Raw genomic sequence first — 17,292 nt, 5'->3', positions numbered from 1 at the left:
ACAAATCTGCAGGACCGAGCACAAAGCCCTGTGGGAGCAAGGCTTGCCCGCCATGAAGATAACGCGGTCTCTAAAGGAACCGAGGCGCCTGCATCGCGAGCGAGCTTTGCGCCCACAGCCCAGCGGCGCAGCGCTTAAAGGCTGTAGTAATAACCCCGGCTACGCAGAGCCACGATGCGTGGGCGACCGTCGGCGTGCGGGCCGATTTTCTTGCGCAGGTTGCTTACGTGCATATCGAGGCTACGGTCGTACAGGGTCAGCTTGCGTCCCAGGGCGATCTGCGCCAGTTCCTGCTTGTCCAGTGGCTCGCCCGGCTGCTTGAGCAGCGCTTCGAGCAGGCGGCTTTCGGAAACAGTGAGGGTCTGCTCCTGCTCATCGATGCTGACCACGCCTCGCACCGGGCTGAAGGTCAGGTCGCCCAGTTCGATCTGGCTGGACACCGCCGTCGGATGACTGCGGCGCAAGACCGCGCGCAGGCGGGCGGTCAGTTCCCGTGGATCGCAGGGTTTTGCCAGGTAATCGTCGGCCCCCAGTTCCAGGCCCAGGATGCGATCCAGCGGTTCGCCACGGGCCGAGAGCATCAGCACCGGCAGCTCCGGATGATCGTTGCGCAACTGCTTGAGCAGTTCCAGGCCGCTGCCGTCGGGCAGCATCACATCCAGCACCACCGCCGCCGGGGCGGTTTCGGCCAAGGCCTTGCGGGCGCTATGGCCATCGTGGCAGGCCCGGACCAGAAAACCTTCCTGACCCAGCCAACTGCCGAGGAGCTCACACAGCTCCTGGTCATCATCAATCAGTAACAGCTCGCTCATGACTCACTCAATTTAGCCATTGCCGACGTTGTCTACGTCCACCGCTGGCAAAGATACCGCAGAGCAGGGCCAATAGCGCTACCCCGGCACCAATGACGAACCACTGCTGCTGATCGGTCAGCAGGCGTGGCAGGGGGCTGGCCTGAGCTTCCTTGAGTTGCAGCTTCAGACGCTGGTTCTCCTGGCGCAATCGACTCACCAGCGCGCTCTCGCGTTCGCTGTTGGCGTTTTGCAGTTGCTGGGTCAGTTCCTCGCGCATGCGTTCGCTGTTTTTCAAGCGTTGCTGCAATTCGGTGATCTGACTGCCTGCGCTCAAGGACAAGGGCGTCGAATGACTGCCGTCGGTGCTTTCTTCCCCATGGGCGGGAGCCCCGATCACCAACATGACCCCTAACAGGCACAGCGGACCTTTGCGCATTGCAACTCCTGAATTCCAATCGAGATTAGACAGGTTGTCGGCAGGTAAACGAGAACAATGAGCGATTGAGCGCAATGAGCCGCGAAGGCTCATCACGCATCGGGTTGTTAAGGCAGGACTTGCTTGAACGGCTTGACCACGACATTGGCGTAGACACCGGCGGCCACGAACGGATCGGCTTCGGCCCAGGCTTGCGCCGCGGCCAGGGAATCGAACTCGGCGACGATCAGGCTGCCGGAGAAACCCGCCGCGCCGGGGTCGTTGCTGTCCACTGCCGGGTGCGGGCCCGCCAGCACGATTCGGCCTTGGGCCTTGAGCTGTTGCAGGCGCTCAAGGTGTTCAGGGCGGGCGGCCAGGCGTTTTTCCAGGGAATTGGCGACGTCGGTGGCAATGATTGCGTAGAGCATGTCAGTCCTCGGTTTTTGGCGTGGTGGTATCGGCATCGTGCAGATGACGGGACAGGTAGATGCCCTGGCCAATCAGGAACAGCAGCGTCATGCCCAGGCTGCCGAAGACCTTGAAGTCGACCCAGTAGCTCTGGAAGGTGAACGCGACGAACAGGTTGGCGGCGCCGCAGAACAGGAAAAAGCCGATCCAGGCGATGTTGAGCCGGGTCCAGATGACGTCCGGCAGGTTCAAGGCGTGGCCCATGATGCGCTTGATCAGCAGGCGATCGCCGACGAAGTGACTGCCGATGAACGCCAGGGCGAACAGCCAGTTGACCACCGGGGCTTTCCACTTAAGGAAAGTTTCGCTGTGGAAGGCCAGGGTCAGGCTGCCGAAGACGAGGCAGGCGATCAGGGTCAGCCACTGGCTTTTCTCCAGCTTGCGTTGGGCCACGAACAGGGCGCCATAGACCACCAGCGAACTGATGATCAGCATCGCGGTGGCGCTGTAGATACCGCCTACAGTCAAGGAGTGACCGGCAATGTCGACGGTCCGTGGGTCAAGTTTGTAGACGATGAAAAACAGCAGAAGCGGGATGAAGTCGATGAATTGTTTCACAGTGGCAGCCAGAAGCAGGATGTGGCGGCATAATAACAAACATCCTTGGCCGCGATAGGGCCAGCTGATTTGAGGTAACAAACTCTCGTGAATGTTGATTTGCACTGCCATAGCACGGCCTCCGATGGCGCCCTGGCGCCTGCGGTTCTGGTGGCGCGGGCGTTCGAGCACGGCGTGCGAGTCCTGGCCCTGACCGATCACGACACCCTCGAAGGCCTCGACGAGGCCCGTAGCGCGGCGACGACGCTGGGCATGCAACTGGTCAACGGGGTCGAGTTGTCCTGCACCTGGGGCGGCGCGACTATTCACGTGCTGGGTTACGGTTTTGATGTAAATGCGCCGTCACTGGTCCAGGCCATTGCGCAACTGCACGACGGCCGCTGGCTACGTTCCGAGGAGATCAGCCGCAAGCTTGCGCTAAAGGGCATGCCTGGTGCGCTTGAGGGCGCCCGGCAGATCCAGCAGGAACTGGGCGACAGTGGCAACGCCCCGGCCCGTCCGCACTTCGCGGACTGGATGGTGCGCGAAGGTTTCGTCAAGGACCGCGCCGAAGCGTTTCGCAAATGGCTGGGGGCCGGCAAGCTCGGGGACGTCAAGCAACACTGGCCGACCCTGGAAGAGACCGTCCAAACCCTGCGATCCGCCGGAGCCTGGGTCAGCCTGGCGCATCCGTGGCACTATGATTTCACCCGCAGCAAGCGCCGCCGCCTGGTGGCCGACTATATTCAAGCAGGGGGCCACGCCATCGAGGTGGTCAATGGCCATCAGCCTGCCGAGCAGGTCGGCAGCCTGGCGATTCTGGCCCGTGAGTTCGGCCTGCTGGTGACCGCCGGCAGTGATTTTCATGGCCCTGGAGGCTGGTCCGAGATAGGCGAATATCGCCCGTTGCCGGAAGATCTGCCACCACTATGGTGTAGATTCAAACATGATCCCGTTACCGCCACCGTCTGAACAGGTAGAACACGTGAGTCAATTTTTCCAGATTCATCCGGAAAACCCGCAAGCGCGCCTGATCAAACAGGCGGTGGAAATCATTCGGAGCGGTGGTGTGGTGGTCTATCCCACCGATTCTTCCTACGCCATCGGCTGTCAGATCGGCGACAAGAACGCTGTAGAGCGGGTAAGACGCCTGCGTCAGCTGGATGACAAGCACAACTTTGCGCTGATCTGCAGCGACCTGTCGCAGTTGGGCCTGTTCGCCAAGATCGACACCGGCACCTTCCGCCTGCTCAAAGCCCACCTCCCTGGGCCTTACACCTTTATTCTCAACGCCACCCGGGAAGTCCCGCGGCTGTTGCTGCACCCGAAAAAACGCACCATCGGCCTGCGGGTGCCCAGCCACCCCATTGCCCTGGCGTTGCTGGCCGAGCTGGGTGAACCGCTGATGAGCGTGACCTTGATCATGCCCGGCGAGACGGAGCCGATGAATGACCCTTACGAGATGCGCCAATTGCTCGAGCATCAGGTCGACCTGATCATCGACGGCGGTTTCGGCGGGATGAAGGCGTCCACGGTGATCAACCTGGCCGATGGCGAGCCGCAAGTGGTGCGTATCGGTTGCGGCGATCCAGCCCCGTTCCTGGTCGAGGCCTGAGTGTCCGCAGTGGAAACCGCCGTTGAGAGCGCCGACAGCCAGGCCGGCGCTCAGCAAGAGCTGCCGTTCGCCATGGTCTATGGCCAGGCGGTCATGGAAATGCCCCTGGACCTGTACATTCCGCCGGATGCGCTGGAGGTATTCCTTGAAGCCTTCGAAGGCCCGCTGGACCTGCTGCTGTACCTGATCCGCAAACAGAACATCAACATCCTCGACATCCCCGTGGCGGAAATCACCCGCCAGTACATGGGCTACGTCGAGCTGATGCAGTCGGTGCGCCTGGAACTGGCGGCCGAATACCTGGTAATGGCGGCCATGCTCGCCGAGATCAAGTCGCGAATGCTGCTGCCGCGCTCGGCAGAGATCGAGGAGGAGGAAGACGATCCGCGCGCCGAACTGATCCGCCGCCTGCAGGAATACGAACGCTTCAAGGTGGCGGCCGAAGGCATCGATGGCTTGAGCCGGGTCGGGCGCGATGTGGTGGTGCCCAAGCTCGATGCGCCCGAGGCGCGAGCGCGCAAATTGCTCCCGGATGTCAGCCTCGAAGAGTTGCTGATGTCCATGGCCGAGGTGCTGCGCCGGGGCGACATGTTTGAAAGTCACCAGGTCAGCCGCGAAGCACTGTCCACCCGCGAGCGCATGAGCGATGTGCTGGAGCGGCTCAAGGGCGGCGGCTTTGTGCCCTTCGTCGAGCTGTTCACCGCCGAGGAAGGGCGGCTAGGCGTGGTGGTGACGTTTATGGCGGTCCTGGAATTGGTCAAGGAATCCTTGGTCGAGCTGGTGCAGAATGAGCCGTTCGCAGCGATCCACGTGCGGGCACGAGCCGAATAACGAGCAAATCAATGAATCTGACTGAACCCCGCGAGCTGGCGCCGTTGCTTGAAGCTTTCCTGTTGGCCTCGGGAAAACCGCAATCGATGGAGCGCTTGTTCGAACTCTTCGAAGAAGGCGAGCGGCCCGAGCCGGCCGTGTTCAAGAAAGCCCTGGCGCTCCTGGGTAAGTCCTGCGAGGGGCGGGCGTTCGAACTCAAGGAAGTGGCTTCCGGCTACCGCCTGCAGATCCGCGAGAAATTTTCGCCCTGGGTCGGGCGTTTGTGGGAAGAGCGGCCTCAGCGCTATTCCCGTGCCATGCTCGAAACCATGGCATTGATCGCTTATCGCCAACCGATCACCCGAGGTGAAATCGAAGATGTGCGGGGCGTGGCGGTCAACAGCCACATCGTCAAGACGCTGCTTGAGCGCGAGTGGATCCGGGTCGTCGGCTATCGCGACGTGCCGGGTAAACCGGCGATGTTTGCCACCACCAAGGCCTTTCTCGATCACTTCAACCTCAAGAACCTCGACGACCTGCCGCCGCTGGCCGAACTGCGGGAGCTGGAACCCGAGCCGATGCTGGAATTCGACGACGCCCCGGTGCCCCAAAGCTTGCAAGAGCTGGCCGACGCCAGCGCCGAGCCGGAGGAACCCAAGGAAGAAACCAGTTTCCATTCGTTGTTGCTGGAACTGGACACCATGGAGGAGGGGCTCAAGACCGATTTCGACGATCTGCTGCGTGAGGGGCCGGGGTCTGAAGGCGAAATGGATGAACCCGCGCAACCGGGCAGCGAAGTTGAACTTCAGGTCGAACCTGACCCCGAACCAGAAGAAGACATTCTTGGCGTAGCCGCGGCCCGGGAAAAACTGCTGGCCGCCGTGGCCGCGCTCGAACCACGCGAACCCGAGCCTGAGCTCAGCGATGAAGAAGCCGAAGCCCGCGCCCTGGCCGAAGCGATTGAAAACGAACGACGCCAGTTCGACGATTGATCACGGCTGACACAGCGCCGCCCCATTGTGGGAGCGAGCCTGCTCGCGATGGCGGTCTGTCAGCCAACATCATTTTTGAAGGTGAAATCGCTATCGCGAGCAGGCTCGCTCCCACATTAAGTCATGCGGTGCACCATGAGTTCCACCAAAGACCCCTGCATCAGCCTCTGCAAGTTCGACGACGACATCTGCATCGGCTGTGGCCGCAGCAAGCGCGAGATCAAGGCCTGGAAGAAACTCGACAAGGATGACAAGCGCACGGTGTTGGCCGAAGCGGCCTTGCGCCTGATCAAACTGGGCGCCACCGGTCGGCGGAAAAAGCGCTGAAGGTTCGTCGATCAGCTAGTCTCTGATGCGCAAATGCCTTAACGAGCGTATGATTCGCGACCCTTTGGCGATCCCTTCGTCATAGACCCGTTTTCAAAGTGTCAGGCCACGCCTGACCCGACCACACCGGGAGGTGCCCAGAATGAAAGACCAAGACCAGAACGACAGCCAGGAAATCGGCCCAGCAGGCGAGAAACTGCAAAAAGTCCTCGCCCGTATCGGCGTCGGCTCGCGCCGCGACGTGGAAACCTGGATCACCCAGGGCCGGATCAAGGTCAACGGCAAAGATGCCACCTTGGGCCTGCGTGTCGACATGCATGACGCCATCACCATCGATGGCAAGGTGATCAAGCGCGAAGAGGCCGCCGAAACGGTGCGCCGCGTGATCATGTACAACAAACCCGACGGCGAGATCTGCACCCGTGACGACCCGGAAGGCCGTCCGACCGTGTTCGACAAAATGCCGCGTCCGAAAGAAGGCCGCTGGATCAACATCGGTCGCCTGGACATCAACACCACCGGTTTGCTGATGTTCACCACCGACGGTGAGCTGGCCAACCGCTTGATGCACCCGTCCTACGAGATGGACCGCGAATACGCCGTGCGTGTACGTGGTGAAGTCGACGACGAAATGATCGAGCGCCTGAAGGCCGGCGTTGTGCTGGAAGATGGCCCGGCGCGTTTCACCGACATCAAGCAGGCTCCGGGCGGCGAAGGCTTCAACCATTGGTACCACTGCGTGGTGATGGAAGGCCGCAACCGTGAAGTACGGCGCCTGTGGGAATCCCAGGGGCTGGTGGTCAGCCGCCTCAAGCGCGTGCGTTTCGGTCCGGTGTTCCTCAACTCCGACCTGCCGATGGGCCGCTGGCGCGAAATGAGCCAGTACGAGGTCGACATCCTGGCCGCCGAAGTCGGCCTCAAGCCGGTAGCGATGCCGCAGATGACCGCCAAGAGCAAGGACAAGCTGGAGCGCATGCAGCGTAAATCCTCGCGTCCGATGGGCAAGACCGAGCGCGTGCGTACGCTGCGTCCTGCCGCTGATGGCCCGGCGGCAGGTCCGCGTACGTCCCGCGAGCCGCAGATCGAAGGCGAACGCCCGGCCCGCAAGCCTGCGCCACGTCAGGACGGCGAACGCGGCCCGCGCACGCCACGTCCGGCCAACGGTCGTACCGAGCGCAACGAAGGTCGCGGTGCTCCGGCCGGTCGTGGTACGCCGGTGGCGGATCGCCCGGCCGACACCAAGCGTCCGGCCAAACCCGCAGCGAAAAAGCGCCCGGGCATCGTCCTGGTCGACCGCGACACGCCATCGGGCAAACGTCGCGGTGCCCCAGCGGCTTCGGGGCAGCGTCCGGGGTTTGGGCGTCGTAAGCCGGAGTGAGGCAGTTGTGAGTTTCTAGCTGCAAGAAAAAACGCCAACCCCTTGTGGTTGGCGTTTTTTTTGGCTTGGTTTTAGTGATGCGGTACAGATAGTCCGCCATCGCGAGCAAGCTCGCTCCCACACTGGGACGGTGTCGGTCGCAGATCTTCCATTCGCTGAAGCTCAACCGTGGGAGCGAGCTTGCTCGCGATGGCGGCATCAGCCTTACAGAAATCCCAACCTAAAGCACAAACCGCCCATCAAACATCGGCTCGTTATCCAACGCCAACACACCGCTCTCGAAAATCAGATCCAGATGATGGCTGCCCTTGGCCCCGCCACCCAGCCCCAGGTGCAGGCCGCAATGGCGCTCCTCGAAACCGGCATTGCGGGCATAGAGGCTCTTGACCCCTTCGTTGGTGCCGATGCCCAGTTCCTCGATACGCCGGTTGGACGGGTTGGCGTCCAGGTATTTATTGAAGTCGTGTTCCAGGCCCGGCACATCGCTGGCGATTTTCTGAATGGTGGAGTCTTCGATCCACAACTCCAGCGGCGATTGCAGTACGCCGTATTTGCGGGCGAACGGGATGGTGCTCAGGAAAGTGCCGACGAACTTCACCTGACCGTTAATGGTGTCGCTGTGGGTAGCGATTTCGCCGGGTGCCAGGTCGTAGTTGCCAACACCGTTGATGTCGGTCCATTTCTTGACGCTGTTGAGGGCCGTATCGAAATACGAACCGTGGTCATCCTGAAAACTCAACGTCGTTGCTTGGGACATGCGCCGGATCAGGTGACTGTTGAGCCCGGCGATGCGCTGAGGAATCACGCTGAAGGTGTCGTAGAAATAATCGCCGTAGTCCTTGAACAGCAGCGATTTCTTCCAGTTGTCCGCCATCACGCCTTGCAACGCGCGAACAAAGTCCGGGCCGTCGGGGCGTGGGTTGGGCAGGGTGGAAGAGTCGTAGAAGAAAATGTACAGATCGCTGTCGGCAATCGCCTTGGACAGTCGCTCCGTGGGTTCAAGGTCCAGGCGCATGGTGCTGAACCGGAAGGGTGAACCGCTGCCAGCCTGTTCGGCAATAGCCCCGGTCAGTGCTTCGTAGTCGGCGGTATGGCCGAGCAACACCTTGGCTGGCTGGATGCCGGCCAGGGCGGGATGATGTTCAAGGTAGTAAAGGAAATGTGAGATGGCTCGTTGTGTGTCCATGCTTATTCTTCCCTGACAGTGGTGTTTGGCTTCCCTGAAATCTGCAAAGTGGCGGAGCCGACCGGCCGGATCGCCTCCGCCGGGCGATGCTTACAGAGGCCACATCGCCGTGCCGAACGGAACAACGGCGTCGGCTTGCATCATTTCAACTGCGGCTTCGTGGGTCGGTGCTTCAAACCATTCGTCCAGTTGCAGTTCGGTTTCCAAGTCTTTGTCCAGTGCTTGCATAGTGAATCTCCTAGATGACTTTTACGGAAAATTGCGAAGTCGATTCCGCGATGGAGAACTGACCGGAAGCGGCTGCGCAAAACCTGCCGGCACGACGCCTTGGCAAGTCGCTGAAAACCTAGTCGAGGGTTTTTTGGAATGCAAAAAAATAATTTATTTTTTTTCGTTTGAACTTTTTATTCCATTTTTACCGAAGAAATTAGTTATTCAAAAACAGTTGGCTGTGTAGTTTTTTGCTTAGGTAGCTAGCTACCGTCAATTTGCAGTCAGCTTACAGAAAATTCCCACGCGGAAAGTTTGCGTTACGGTTTGTAAAGAAATGCTGACGATTTTTGCCTGTCAAGCCGGTCTGTACCGGCGTTTGGCTGCGCTGTAAGAAAAAACTGCCGAGAAGGTCGGTTTGACGGGGTTTCCGACACTTTGCAGCGCTTGTTTCAAACCGGCGGGACGGGTCAGATGCGCGGCAGACCTGAAGTACGGGGTGCGCGGGTGTCTGGTCGCAGTGGGGCAGCGGTGTACAATGCGCCGCGTTTTACTGTGACCCTTCGCGTACCCACGCATTTTCAAGGTTATCCGCCTTGTTCACTCCGCCACGCCACGAGCGTGTCGGGTTCGATTTCGTCACAGATAAAAACAAATAGGTGACGCATGACCGTTGTAGAAAATACGCATTCAGGCGAGCTGAAACGCGGCCTGAAAAATCGACACATTCAACTGATCGCCCTCGGCGGCGCGATCGGTACAGGCCTGTTCCTCGGCTCGGCGGGGGTGCTGAAGTCAGCCGGCCCGTCGATGATCCTCGGTTACGCCATTTGCGGCTTCATTGCCTTCATGATCATGCGCCAGTTGGGCGAGATGATTGTCGAGGAGCCAGTGGCCGGCTCCTTCAGTCACTTTGCCCACAAGTATTGGGGCGGTTTTGCCGGCTTCCTGTCGGGCTGGAACTGCTGGATTCTCTACATCCTGGTGGGCATGTCGGAACTGACCGCGGTCGGCAAGTACATTCACTACTGGGCGCCGGACATCCCGACCTGGGCTTCGGCGGCAGCGTTTTTCGTCCTGATCAACGTCATCAACCTGGCCAACGTCAAAGTCTTTGGCGAGGCCGAGTTCTGGTTCGCGATCATCAAGGTCGTGGCAATTGTCGGCATGATTGCCCTGGGCAGCTATCTGCTGGTCAGCGGTCACGGTGGCCCACAAGCTTCGGTGACTAACCTGTGGGCCCATGGTGGATTCTTCCCCAACGGCGTGAGCGGTCTGGTGATGGCGATGGCGATCATCATGTTCTCCTTCGGTGGCCTGGAAATGCTCGGCTTCACCGCTGCCGAGGCGGACAAACCGAAAACCGTGATCCCCAAGGCCATCAACCAGGTGATCTACCGCATCCTGATTTTCTACATCGGTGCCCTGGTGGTGCTGTTGTCCCTGACCCCATGGGACAGCCTGCTGAACACTCTCAATGCCTCCGGCGATGCCTACAGCGGCAGCCCGTTCGTGCAGGTGTTCTCGATGCTGGGTAGTAATACGGCGGCGCACATCCTCAACTTCGTAGTGCTGACCGCCGCGCTGTCGGTGTACAACAGCGGCACCTACTGCAACAGCCGCATGCTGCTGGGCATGGCCGAACAGGGCGATGCGCCCAAGGCCCTGGCCAAGATCGACAAGCGTGGCGTGCCGGTGCGTTCGATCCTGGCTTCTGCTGCGGTCACGCTGGTGGCGGTGCTGCTTAACTACCTGATCCCGCAGCATGCGCTGGAGTTGTTGATGTCGCTGGTGGTCGCGACCCTGGTGATCAACTGGGCGATGATCAGCTATTCGCACTTCAAGTTCCGTCAGCACATGAACCAGACCCGCCAGACACCGCTGTTCAAGGCGCTGTGGTATCCGTACGGCAACTATGTCTGCCTGGCGTTCGTGGTGTTCATTCTTGGGGTAATGCTGCTGATTCCCGGCATCCAGATATCGGTCTACGCGATTCCGGTGTGGGTGGTGTTCATGTGGGTGTGCTACCTGATCAAGAACAAGCGCAGTGCCCGGCAGGACATGGCTGTGGCCGCTGCCGCCAAGTAAGCGTCCTTGAAATACAACAAACCCGGCACTTGGCCGGGTTTGTTGTATTCAGACTCATGCTGATCCCTGTGGGAGCGAGCCTGCTCGCGATGGCGCCAGCACATTCAGCATTGATGCAAGCTGACCCACCGCTATCGCGAGCAGGCTCGCTCCCACAAGGGTTGGTCGCTGTCTTGGGGATTCGCGGTATTCTGTGGGTCCTGATACCGGACCTCTTTTTCCATGCTGGCAATTTCCAACACTGTGCACATCCCGGACGCCGAGATCGAGCTGACGGCCATCCGTGCCCAAGGCGCCGGCGGGCAGAACGTCAACAAGGTGTCCAGCGCCGTGCACTTGCGCTTCGACATTGCGGCCTCGTCCTTGCCCGATTTCTACAAGGAGCGGTTGTTGGCGCTGCGCGACAGTCGCATCACCAGCGACGGCGTGTTGATCATCAAGGCCCAGCAATACCGCACCCAGGAACAGAACCGGGCCGATGCCCTGGAACGCCTGACCGAGCTGATCCTCAACGCCACCAAGGTCGAAAAGAAGCGCCGTCCGACCAAACCGACCCTGGGCTCGAAGAAACGTCGCCTGGAATCCAAGACCAAGCGCGGCTCGATCAAAGCCGGGCGCGGCAAGGTGGACTTCTAGTTTTTCTCCCGCTCCTGGCGATGCTTCGGCGCCTGGCGGTACAGATAGAGACTCAGCAACAACCCGCCCAAGGCCGCCAGCGCGGCGAACAAAAAGATCGAAGCAAAACCGAAACCTGCGGCAATCGCACCGGCCAACGGCCCGGTAATCCCCAGGGACAAGTCAATGAACAACGAATAGGCGCCCACCGCCGCGCCACGGCTGGAGGCGGGAACCAGGTTGACCGCTTCCACCCCCAGCGCCGGGAACACCAGGGAAAAACCGAAGCCGCTCAATGCCGCGCCGGCCAAGGCCCAATGCGCATCCGGCGCCAGCCAGAGCAACAACAAACCGAGGGTTTCCACCGACAGGCAGGCAATCGCCACCCGGAAGCCGCCCAGGCGGTTGATCAAATTACCGAACAGCAAGCGCGCGCCGATGAAGCTGGCGCCGAACAGGCTCAGGCACAGCACTGCGTTGTCCCACTGCTGTGTGGCGTAATACAGGGTGATGAACGTGGCGATGGTGCCAAAACCGATGGAGCCCAGGGCCAGGCCGCAGCCATGGGGCAGGACGCGTCCGAGAACATGCATGAAAGGCAGCCGTTCGCCGGTGACAATGGGCGCCGCCGTTTTCGGCCAGGCCAGCGCCAGCCCCAGCAGCGCCAGCAAGATAATGCTGACGCCCATGCTCCACAGCCCCAGGGATTTCACCAGCCACACCCCCAACGGCGCGCCAATCGCCAGCGCGCCGTAGCTGGCGATACCGTTCCAGGAAATCACCTTGGCGGTGTTCGCCGCGCCGACCCGGCCGATGCCCCAGCCAATCGATCCCGAGCCTACCAGGCTTTCGGCGCTGCCCAGCACCAGGCGGCCGATCAGCAGGCTGATCAGGCTCAGCGTCGGTAGGTTTGACGTCCAGGCAGACGCCAACATGAACACACCGCTCAGCCCGCAACCGGCGAGGCCGAACATGACCGCGCGCTTGCTCCCCAGGTTGTCGATGATCCGTCCGGCATAAGGACGACTGAGGAGGGTCGCCAGGTACTGGACGCTGATTACCAACCCGGCGATCACCGCGCCAAAACCCAGTTCGCCGTGGACGAACCCGGGCAACACGGCGAGGGGAATGCCGATATTCAGGTAGCCAATGAAAGTGAACAGAACGATGGAAACGACTTGCAGCGTGACCGCCAAGGGGCGCTGGGTATCTGGCATGGGTAAAGAGTCCACGGAGCAGCAGGATAGATAGGCTGCTTATGATAGCGGTGCCTGCGACCGTGAAGCGTGGAAAAGTAAAACTATTTGTCGGATGGCGCTGGGTTGCCGTCTTGTCCGGCCACCAGGTGCGTGGTGACCAATGCAGCGAGGGCGTTTTCTTCAGTGCCAAAACGTGCCAGCAGGGCGGCTTGTTTCTCTGGGGAAAGGCGCGTCCAGATATCGACCATCTTTTCGGCGGTGCCGATCAGGACGCTGGCTTGGGCTTCGCTGAAGGTAGGGTCATCGGTCATGGGGGGCTCAGGATTCAGGCAGTGTGGAAAGCGCATCTTAGCGCTTTCCACACGGTCTGGTCGTGCGGGTGAATCAGTCTTCGCTGTCGGCCTGGCGGCGTTCAGTGGCTTCTTTGGGCTCGGGTTGCTGGGCGTCTGGTTGCCCTCCGGCTTGTAGCGGGGTCGTCTGCTCAGTTTCGTGCAGGCTAGGGAAGGGGAGATTAGGAATCTCGTGCATATCGCGCTCCTCGCAAAGTCTGTTGGTAGATCTGGTAGATCCGCGCTTTTACAAAGCTTGGGCAGGATACAGCAGAAGAAATGACAAAAAGACTTTTAAGTTCCGTTGCGGCGACAAAAGGGCTTGTCTGGACAGGACATGTCCAATCATCAAACGCCCGCTACCGGTCGTCGCGAAGGCTCAAGAATACGCCCGGCGGGTCGATGGTTTGTACATATCCCGCATTCGGTTGCGACACTGCAAACCACGAACATGGAGGTCGGGACGTGTCGTCCGTGAGCCTGGCCCTTTCTCCTTTTCAAGAGATCCCCTCCATGTTTCTACAAAAATCCCTGAGAGCGCAGATTCTCGCCTTGCTCAGTGGCAGCCTGCTGGCGATGTTGCTGATTGCCCTGGCGTCTTTCCATTTCCTCTCCAACGGCGTCCAGAACTATCGCAACCTGATCGATGGCCCGTTGCGTGCGTCGCAGTTGATCGATGAGGCCAACCTGCAATTCAAGGTGCAGGTCCAGGAATGGAAAAACGTTCTGCTGCGCGGCAAGCAGCCGGCAGACCTGGCTAAATACTGGAAGCAGTTCGAAGATCGCCAGCATGATGTCCAGGGTATTCTTGGCCAGTTGATCGCCCTTGAAGGGGTTGCGACACCCATCAAGACTCGGATCGAGGGTCTGCGAGACGAACACCGTCAATTGGGTGCGGCCTACCAGAAGGGCCGTGATGCGTTTGTGACGGCGGGCGGCGATGCGGCGGCGGGTGATGCGGCGGTCAAAGGTGTGGACCGCGCGGCCAGCGAGCAAATGAGTGCGCTGGTGGTGGAGTTGCGCAAACTTGCCAGCGAACAATCGGCGCAGATCAGTGCCGGTGCCGATCGCACGATTATGCTGGGCACCGTGATCATGCTGGTTTCCGGCCTGCTGATCGGGCTGTTCAGCCTGTGGCTGATCAATCGCAACCTGGTGCAGCCGATCCGCAACCTGATCGAATACGTGACCCAACTGAGTCGCGGCCGTTTCGCCGAGCGGGTAGTCAGCAACCGGCAGGACGAATTGGGTGACCTGGCGCTGGCCGCCAATACCCTGCGCGACTTTCTCGCCGAAACCTTCTCGCGTCTGCAGCGCAGTGCCACGGAACTGGACAGTGCCAGCGGCGAGCTTAATGCCATCGCCAGCCTAATGAGCCAAGGCACCAGCGAGCAATTCGAACGCACCGACCAGGTGGCGACGGCGATGAACGAAATGTCCGCGACCGCCCAGGAAGTCGCCCGCCATGCCGCCGACGCGGCACAGGCCGCCGATGACGCCGATCACTCGGCGCAGCAGGGCGAGAAGGTCATGCAAGGGACCATTCATACCATCACCCGCATGCGCGGTGAAATCGCCAACACGGCCACGGTTATCCGCCAGTTGGAAACCGATAGCGGGCGCATTGGCAAGGTGCTGGAAGTGATCCGCGGTATCGCCGAGCAGACCAATCTGTTGGCCCTCAACGCTGCCATCGAAGCGGCCCGGGCTGGCGAGGCTGGACGCGGTTTCGCGGTGGTTGCCGATGAGGTGCGCAGTCTGGCCCAGCGCACCGCCTCGTCCATCATCGAGATCAACCAGATTATCCAGACCGTGCAAACCGGTGCGGTGGACGCAGCCCAGGCCATCGAGAGCGGTCAGTCGCGCAGTGAAGAAAGTGTGGAGCAGGTGACTCAGGCCGGTGTGATGCTCGAACGCATTACCCAGGCCGTGGAAGCGATTCGCGACATGAATCGTCAGATCGCCACTGCCGCAGAAGAGCAGACCTCGGTGGCTGAAGACATCTCGCGCAACCTGACCGAAATCACCTGCATCGCCAGCACTAACCTGGACAATGTACAGCGCACCGAAGCCGCGAGTCGGAACCTGCACGGTTTGTCAGGGCAGTTGAATGAAGTGACGGCGCGGTTGAGTGCCTGACGGTCGACGGTCGTTAGCGGTAGTTGTCGATAGATGCAAAAAAGCCGCGCAACCCTGAGGTTGCGCGGCTCATTTTAGTGACCAATTAACGGTCTTGCTTGTCGCTCAGGACTTTGCCGGTAGTTGCGTCAAAGTCTACATCCCACTCTGTGCCATCGGCCATTCTCAGTTCAACTTCATATTCATAACCGTTGAAGTGGTTATCCAGGTCGGTGTCGGTGATGGTTGCGCCTGGGTGCAACTTCAGGGCTGCTTGGTTCATCTCTTCCAGCGGCTTGATTTTTCCGCTCTTGACCAACTCAGGAATCTGGTCGACTCGAACATCAGCCTGGGCCAGGCCGGCGGTGAGGGTCAGGGCTGCGGCGGTGAACAGGGCAGTCAAAGTTTTCATGTGTTCTTTCCTTGCTGTGATTAAGGGGTGTGTCGTTTAAGTGGGTTCAGATTAACTGTGGCAACTTAATTCACCCTTAATTCAGTAACCGTTGTTCTCCAGCACCTGCGCCACGCTGCCTGTTTCGGGACGCTTCAAGTATTTGAGCAGTTCGCTGGCGCGGTTGGTAAAGATGCCATCCACTCCGGCCTCCAGCACTTTTCTGAAGTCCACCGCTTCATCCACCGTATAAACGTGCACCAACAAACCCTGGTCATGGGTGTATTGGTTCATCCACGGCTGCACCAGATCCGAATAACTCTGGCTGCCGCCTTGAGTCAACGCGGCGGACGGCCCGGTGCCGATAGCGCCTTGTGCCTTGGCGAATTGAACCCATTGTTCAAACTCGGCGTTGTCCTTGGGCTGCTGTTTGGCGTAATAGGCCGCCTTGTCCGTTTCGCCGGACTCGGCAAACGTCACCTTCGACTTGGCCTCGATGTAGCCATCGCCCACCCACAACAGCAGGACCTTTGGCACGTTCGGCATTTCTTTTTGCAGCAGTTCGAGGCTGCTCTTTTCGAAGGTTTGCAACACCACCTTGCCTTTGCCCTGACCTACACCGGTGGCGCGTTTGGCGAGCTTGGAGCCCGACGGGCTCAACCAGCCGCGGTCATGCAATTTATCCTTCAAGTCGCGCTCGATGCCGGGGAACAGCTTCGGCTCCTTGGTTTCGATGTACAGCCCCGGTTTGTGCAGCGGGTTGCCTTCGGCGATGTTGATGACTTCGTCGAGGGTGAGGATTTTCAGGCCCACGAACGACGGGCGGGCGCGGTCCGGGTAGGCGGTGTTGAACCAACTGCCGGCATCGAGGGTTTTGAGTTCCGCCATGGTGAATTCGTTGGCGGTGCTGTCCTTGCGCTCGGGGAATTTGGTCGCGACATCGGTGGTGCGCAGCAGGCTGTCGTCGTGCAGCACGAACAGTACGCCGTCCTTGCTGCGTTGCAGGTCCAGTTCCAAGTAGTCGGCGCCCAGGTCGCGGGCCAGTTTGTAGGCCGCGGCGGTGGTTTCCGGCGCGTCAAACGAGGCGCCGCGGTGGGCGATCACCGCTGGGTGAGGAATGCCCTGAAGGGCCGCGAGGGACTTGGGGGGCGCGGCTTCGCCGGCCTGTGTCTGGCCGAAGCCAAGCAGCAGGCTCAGCATCAGGGCACTACGGGTGAAGGTGACAGGCATGCTCGAGATCCTTTCGTGGGTTTCGCAAAGACCTATCTTTTAACAACTGAACGTTCCTGGCGCTATCGCTATACCGACATAAAAATGCGCAAAGCAGATTTTTCCCACGCTTTTTCAGGTCGCTTTGCAGTACGCTTGGCCGCACCAGTTTCCCCGGCAGAGGGAAACCCGAAGACAGCATCCACTTGCCCTGCGTGTAAACCATCGATCAGACGTCCTGCGGGACGCATCCATGAGGTTTACTATGCGCACCACTTCGACATTCATCTGCCAGGCCGCCGACCAGCTCAAGGGTTTTGTCGGCCTGAACCGCAAAACCCGCCAGTACATCGTGCGCTTCAGCGAAGATGCCTTTGGCATGGACGTGGCCGACGACGGCATCATCCCCACCTGCGAATTTGTCTGGACTCCGGTGGCAGACGGCACCATGGCCCTGAGTCGCCAGCGCATCCAGCTGCTGCTGGACCAGAACATCGACGACCGGATCAACCTCACCGAACCGTTGCGGGTTTACATGGCCCGTAGCGACCTGCCGGAGATTGTTGCAGTGCGTCAGTTGGTGGAAGGCTAAAGCCACGCCGACTATGAAT

21 protein-coding genes are annotated in these 17,292 nt (G+C 60.1%); 10 read left to right on the top strand and 11 right to left on the bottom strand.

Translation table 11 applies throughout. The annotated features are described in order from the left end of the window. Positions 1 to 134: 134 nt before the first annotated feature. The 4 genes from GSM73_RS16060 to GSM73_RS16045 form a co-directional block, all read right to left on the bottom strand. Positions 135 to 812, bottom strand: a complete 678-nt coding sequence (locus tag GSM73_RS16060; protein WP_047226985.1) for a response regulator transcription factor — start codon at positions 810 to 812, stop codon at positions 135 to 137. A 7-nt stretch (positions 813 to 819) separates the two neighbouring features. Further along, the gene (locus GSM73_RS16055; RefSeq protein WP_047226984.1) at positions 820 to 1,230 is read right to left on the bottom strand and encodes a translation initiation factor 2; all 411 of its coding nucleotides are present in this window, start codon (positions 1,228 to 1,230) and stop codon (positions 820 to 822) included. A 107-nt stretch (positions 1,231 to 1,337) separates the two neighbouring features. Continuing rightward, on the bottom strand, positions 1,338 to 1,637 hold the full coding sequence (locus GSM73_RS16050) for a YciI family protein (protein WP_107321994.1): 300 nt from the start codon (positions 1,635 to 1,637) through the stop codon (positions 1,338 to 1,340). Between the two features lies 1 nt (position 1,638). Further along, on the bottom strand, positions 1,639 to 2,235 hold the full coding sequence (locus tag GSM73_RS16045; RefSeq protein ID WP_047227122.1) for a septation protein A: 597 nt from the start codon (positions 2,233 to 2,235) through the stop codon (positions 1,639 to 1,641). Positions 2,236 to 2,322: 87 nt separating this feature from the next. Between GSM73_RS16045 and GSM73_RS16040 the strand changes: the two genes are divergently transcribed. From GSM73_RS16040 to rluB, 6 genes are all read left to right on the top strand, one after another. Then, entirely contained in the window at positions 2,323 to 3,186 is an 864-nt protein-coding gene (locus GSM73_RS16040; RefSeq protein WP_047226982.1) for a PHP domain-containing protein, read from the top strand. Positions 3,187 to 3,199: 13 nt separating this feature from the next. Beyond that, complete coding sequence (locus GSM73_RS16035; protein ID WP_160893213.1) at positions 3,200 to 3,829, top strand: L-threonylcarbamoyladenylate synthase; 630 nt, start codon at positions 3,200 to 3,202, stop codon at positions 3,827 to 3,829. Positions 3,830 to 3,961: 132 nt separating this feature from the next. Next, positions 3,962 to 4,660, top strand: a complete 699-nt coding sequence (locus tag GSM73_RS16030) for a ScpA family protein (protein WP_160893268.1) — start codon at positions 3,962 to 3,964, stop codon at positions 4,658 to 4,660. Between the two features lie 11 nt (positions 4,661 to 4,671). Beyond that, positions 4,672 to 5,631, top strand: coding sequence for an SMC-Scp complex subunit ScpB (gene scpB, locus GSM73_RS16025; protein WP_076383724.1), 960 nt, complete (start codon positions 4,672 to 4,674; stop codon positions 5,629 to 5,631). A gap of 135 nt (positions 5,632 to 5,766) precedes the next feature. Continuing rightward, entirely contained in the window at positions 5,767 to 5,958 is a 192-nt protein-coding gene (locus GSM73_RS16020) for a DUF1289 domain-containing protein (RefSeq protein WP_047226978.1), read from the top strand. A 142-nt stretch (positions 5,959 to 6,100) separates the two neighbouring features. Then, positions 6,101 to 7,336 (top strand): 23S rRNA pseudouridine(2605) synthase RluB, encoded by a 1,236-nt coding sequence (gene rluB / locus GSM73_RS16015; RefSeq protein ID WP_160893211.1) that lies wholly within the window; start codon positions 6,101 to 6,103, stop codon positions 7,334 to 7,336. 220 nt (positions 7,337 to 7,556) lie between these two features. Here the strand turns inward: rluB and GSM73_RS16010 are convergent, their stop codons facing one another. Both GSM73_RS16010 and GSM73_RS26445 read right to left on the bottom strand, forming a co-directional pair. After that, positions 7,557 to 8,522: a leucyl aminopeptidase gene (locus GSM73_RS16010; protein ID WP_076383726.1), complete on the bottom strand. Its 966-nt coding sequence runs from the start codon at positions 8,520 to 8,522 to the stop codon at positions 7,557 to 7,559. Positions 8,523 to 8,612: 90 nt separating this feature from the next. Next, positions 8,613 to 8,750 carry a hypothetical protein gene (locus tag GSM73_RS26445; RefSeq protein WP_003178782.1) on the bottom strand — a complete coding sequence of 46 codons (138 nt, stop codon included), beginning with the start codon at positions 8,748 to 8,750 and terminating at the stop codon, positions 8,613 to 8,615. 648 nt (positions 8,751 to 9,398) lie between these two features. On the opposite strand from GSM73_RS26445, the gene GSM73_RS16005 reads away from it, so the two are divergent. Both GSM73_RS16005 and arfB read left to right on the top strand, forming a co-directional pair. Next, entirely contained in the window at positions 9,399 to 10,820 is a 1,422-nt protein-coding gene (locus tag GSM73_RS16005; protein WP_047226975.1) for an amino acid permease, read from the top strand. Positions 10,821 to 11,042: 222 nt separating this feature from the next. Continuing rightward, complete coding sequence (gene arfB, locus GSM73_RS16000; protein WP_047226974.1) at positions 11,043 to 11,456, top strand: alternative ribosome rescue aminoacyl-tRNA hydrolase ArfB; 414 nt, start codon at positions 11,043 to 11,045, stop codon at positions 11,454 to 11,456. Here the strand turns inward: arfB and GSM73_RS15995 are convergent. From GSM73_RS15995 to GSM73_RS26440, 3 genes are all read right to left on the bottom strand, one after another. After that, positions 11,453 to 12,652, bottom strand: coding sequence for an MFS transporter (locus tag GSM73_RS15995; RefSeq protein WP_139049336.1), 1,200 nt, complete (start codon positions 12,650 to 12,652; stop codon positions 11,453 to 11,455). The genes arfB and GSM73_RS15995 overlap by 4 nt on opposite strands. Before the next feature lie 83 nt (positions 12,653 to 12,735). Then, positions 12,736 to 12,981, bottom strand: a complete 246-nt coding sequence (locus tag GSM73_RS15990; RefSeq protein WP_160893209.1) for a hypothetical protein — start codon at positions 12,979 to 12,981, stop codon at positions 12,736 to 12,738. Between the two features lie 37 nt (positions 12,982 to 13,018). After that, positions 13,019 to 13,162 carry a hypothetical protein gene (locus GSM73_RS26440; protein ID WP_171061326.1) on the bottom strand — a complete coding sequence of 48 codons (144 nt, stop codon included), beginning with the start codon at positions 13,160 to 13,162 and terminating at the stop codon, positions 13,019 to 13,021. Positions 13,163 to 13,476: 314 nt separating this feature from the next. On the opposite strand from GSM73_RS26440, the gene GSM73_RS15985 reads away from it, so the two are divergent. Then, positions 13,477 to 15,102, top strand: coding sequence for a methyl-accepting chemotaxis protein (locus tag GSM73_RS15985; RefSeq protein ID WP_160893207.1), 1,626 nt, complete (start codon positions 13,477 to 13,479; stop codon positions 15,100 to 15,102). A gap of 85 nt (positions 15,103 to 15,187) precedes the next feature. Here GSM73_RS15985 and GSM73_RS15980 read toward each other — a convergent pair whose 3' ends face one another. Together GSM73_RS15980 and GSM73_RS15975 are read right to left on the bottom strand one after the other, a co-directional pair. Then, the gene (locus GSM73_RS15980; RefSeq protein ID WP_047226970.1) at positions 15,188 to 15,493 is read right to left on the bottom strand and encodes a PepSY domain-containing protein; all 306 of its coding nucleotides are present in this window, start codon (positions 15,491 to 15,493) and stop codon (positions 15,188 to 15,190) included. Between the two features lie 81 nt (positions 15,494 to 15,574). Further along, positions 15,575 to 16,702 (bottom strand): glycerophosphodiester phosphodiesterase, encoded by a 1,128-nt coding sequence (locus tag GSM73_RS15975; protein ID WP_047226969.1) that lies wholly within the window; start codon positions 16,700 to 16,702, stop codon positions 15,575 to 15,577. Positions 16,703 to 16,946: 244 nt separating this feature from the next. Between GSM73_RS15975 and GSM73_RS15970 the strand changes: the two genes are divergently transcribed. After that, the gene (locus tag GSM73_RS15970; protein ID WP_160893205.1) at positions 16,947 to 17,273 is read left to right on the top strand and encodes a DUF2025 family protein; all 327 of its coding nucleotides are present in this window, start codon (positions 16,947 to 16,949) and stop codon (positions 17,271 to 17,273) included. The last annotated feature ends 19 nt before the right edge of the window (positions 17,274 to 17,292 follow it).

The sequence above is a fragment of the Pseudomonas sp. PICF6 genome (assembly GCF_009831705.1).
GTDB classification, from domain to species: domain Bacteria; phylum Pseudomonadota; class Gammaproteobacteria; order Pseudomonadales; family Pseudomonadaceae; genus Aquipseudomonas; species Aquipseudomonas rhizophila.
The sequence above is the reverse complement of the archived record's forward strand: the minus strand, read 5'-3'. Positions and strand labels throughout refer to the sequence as shown.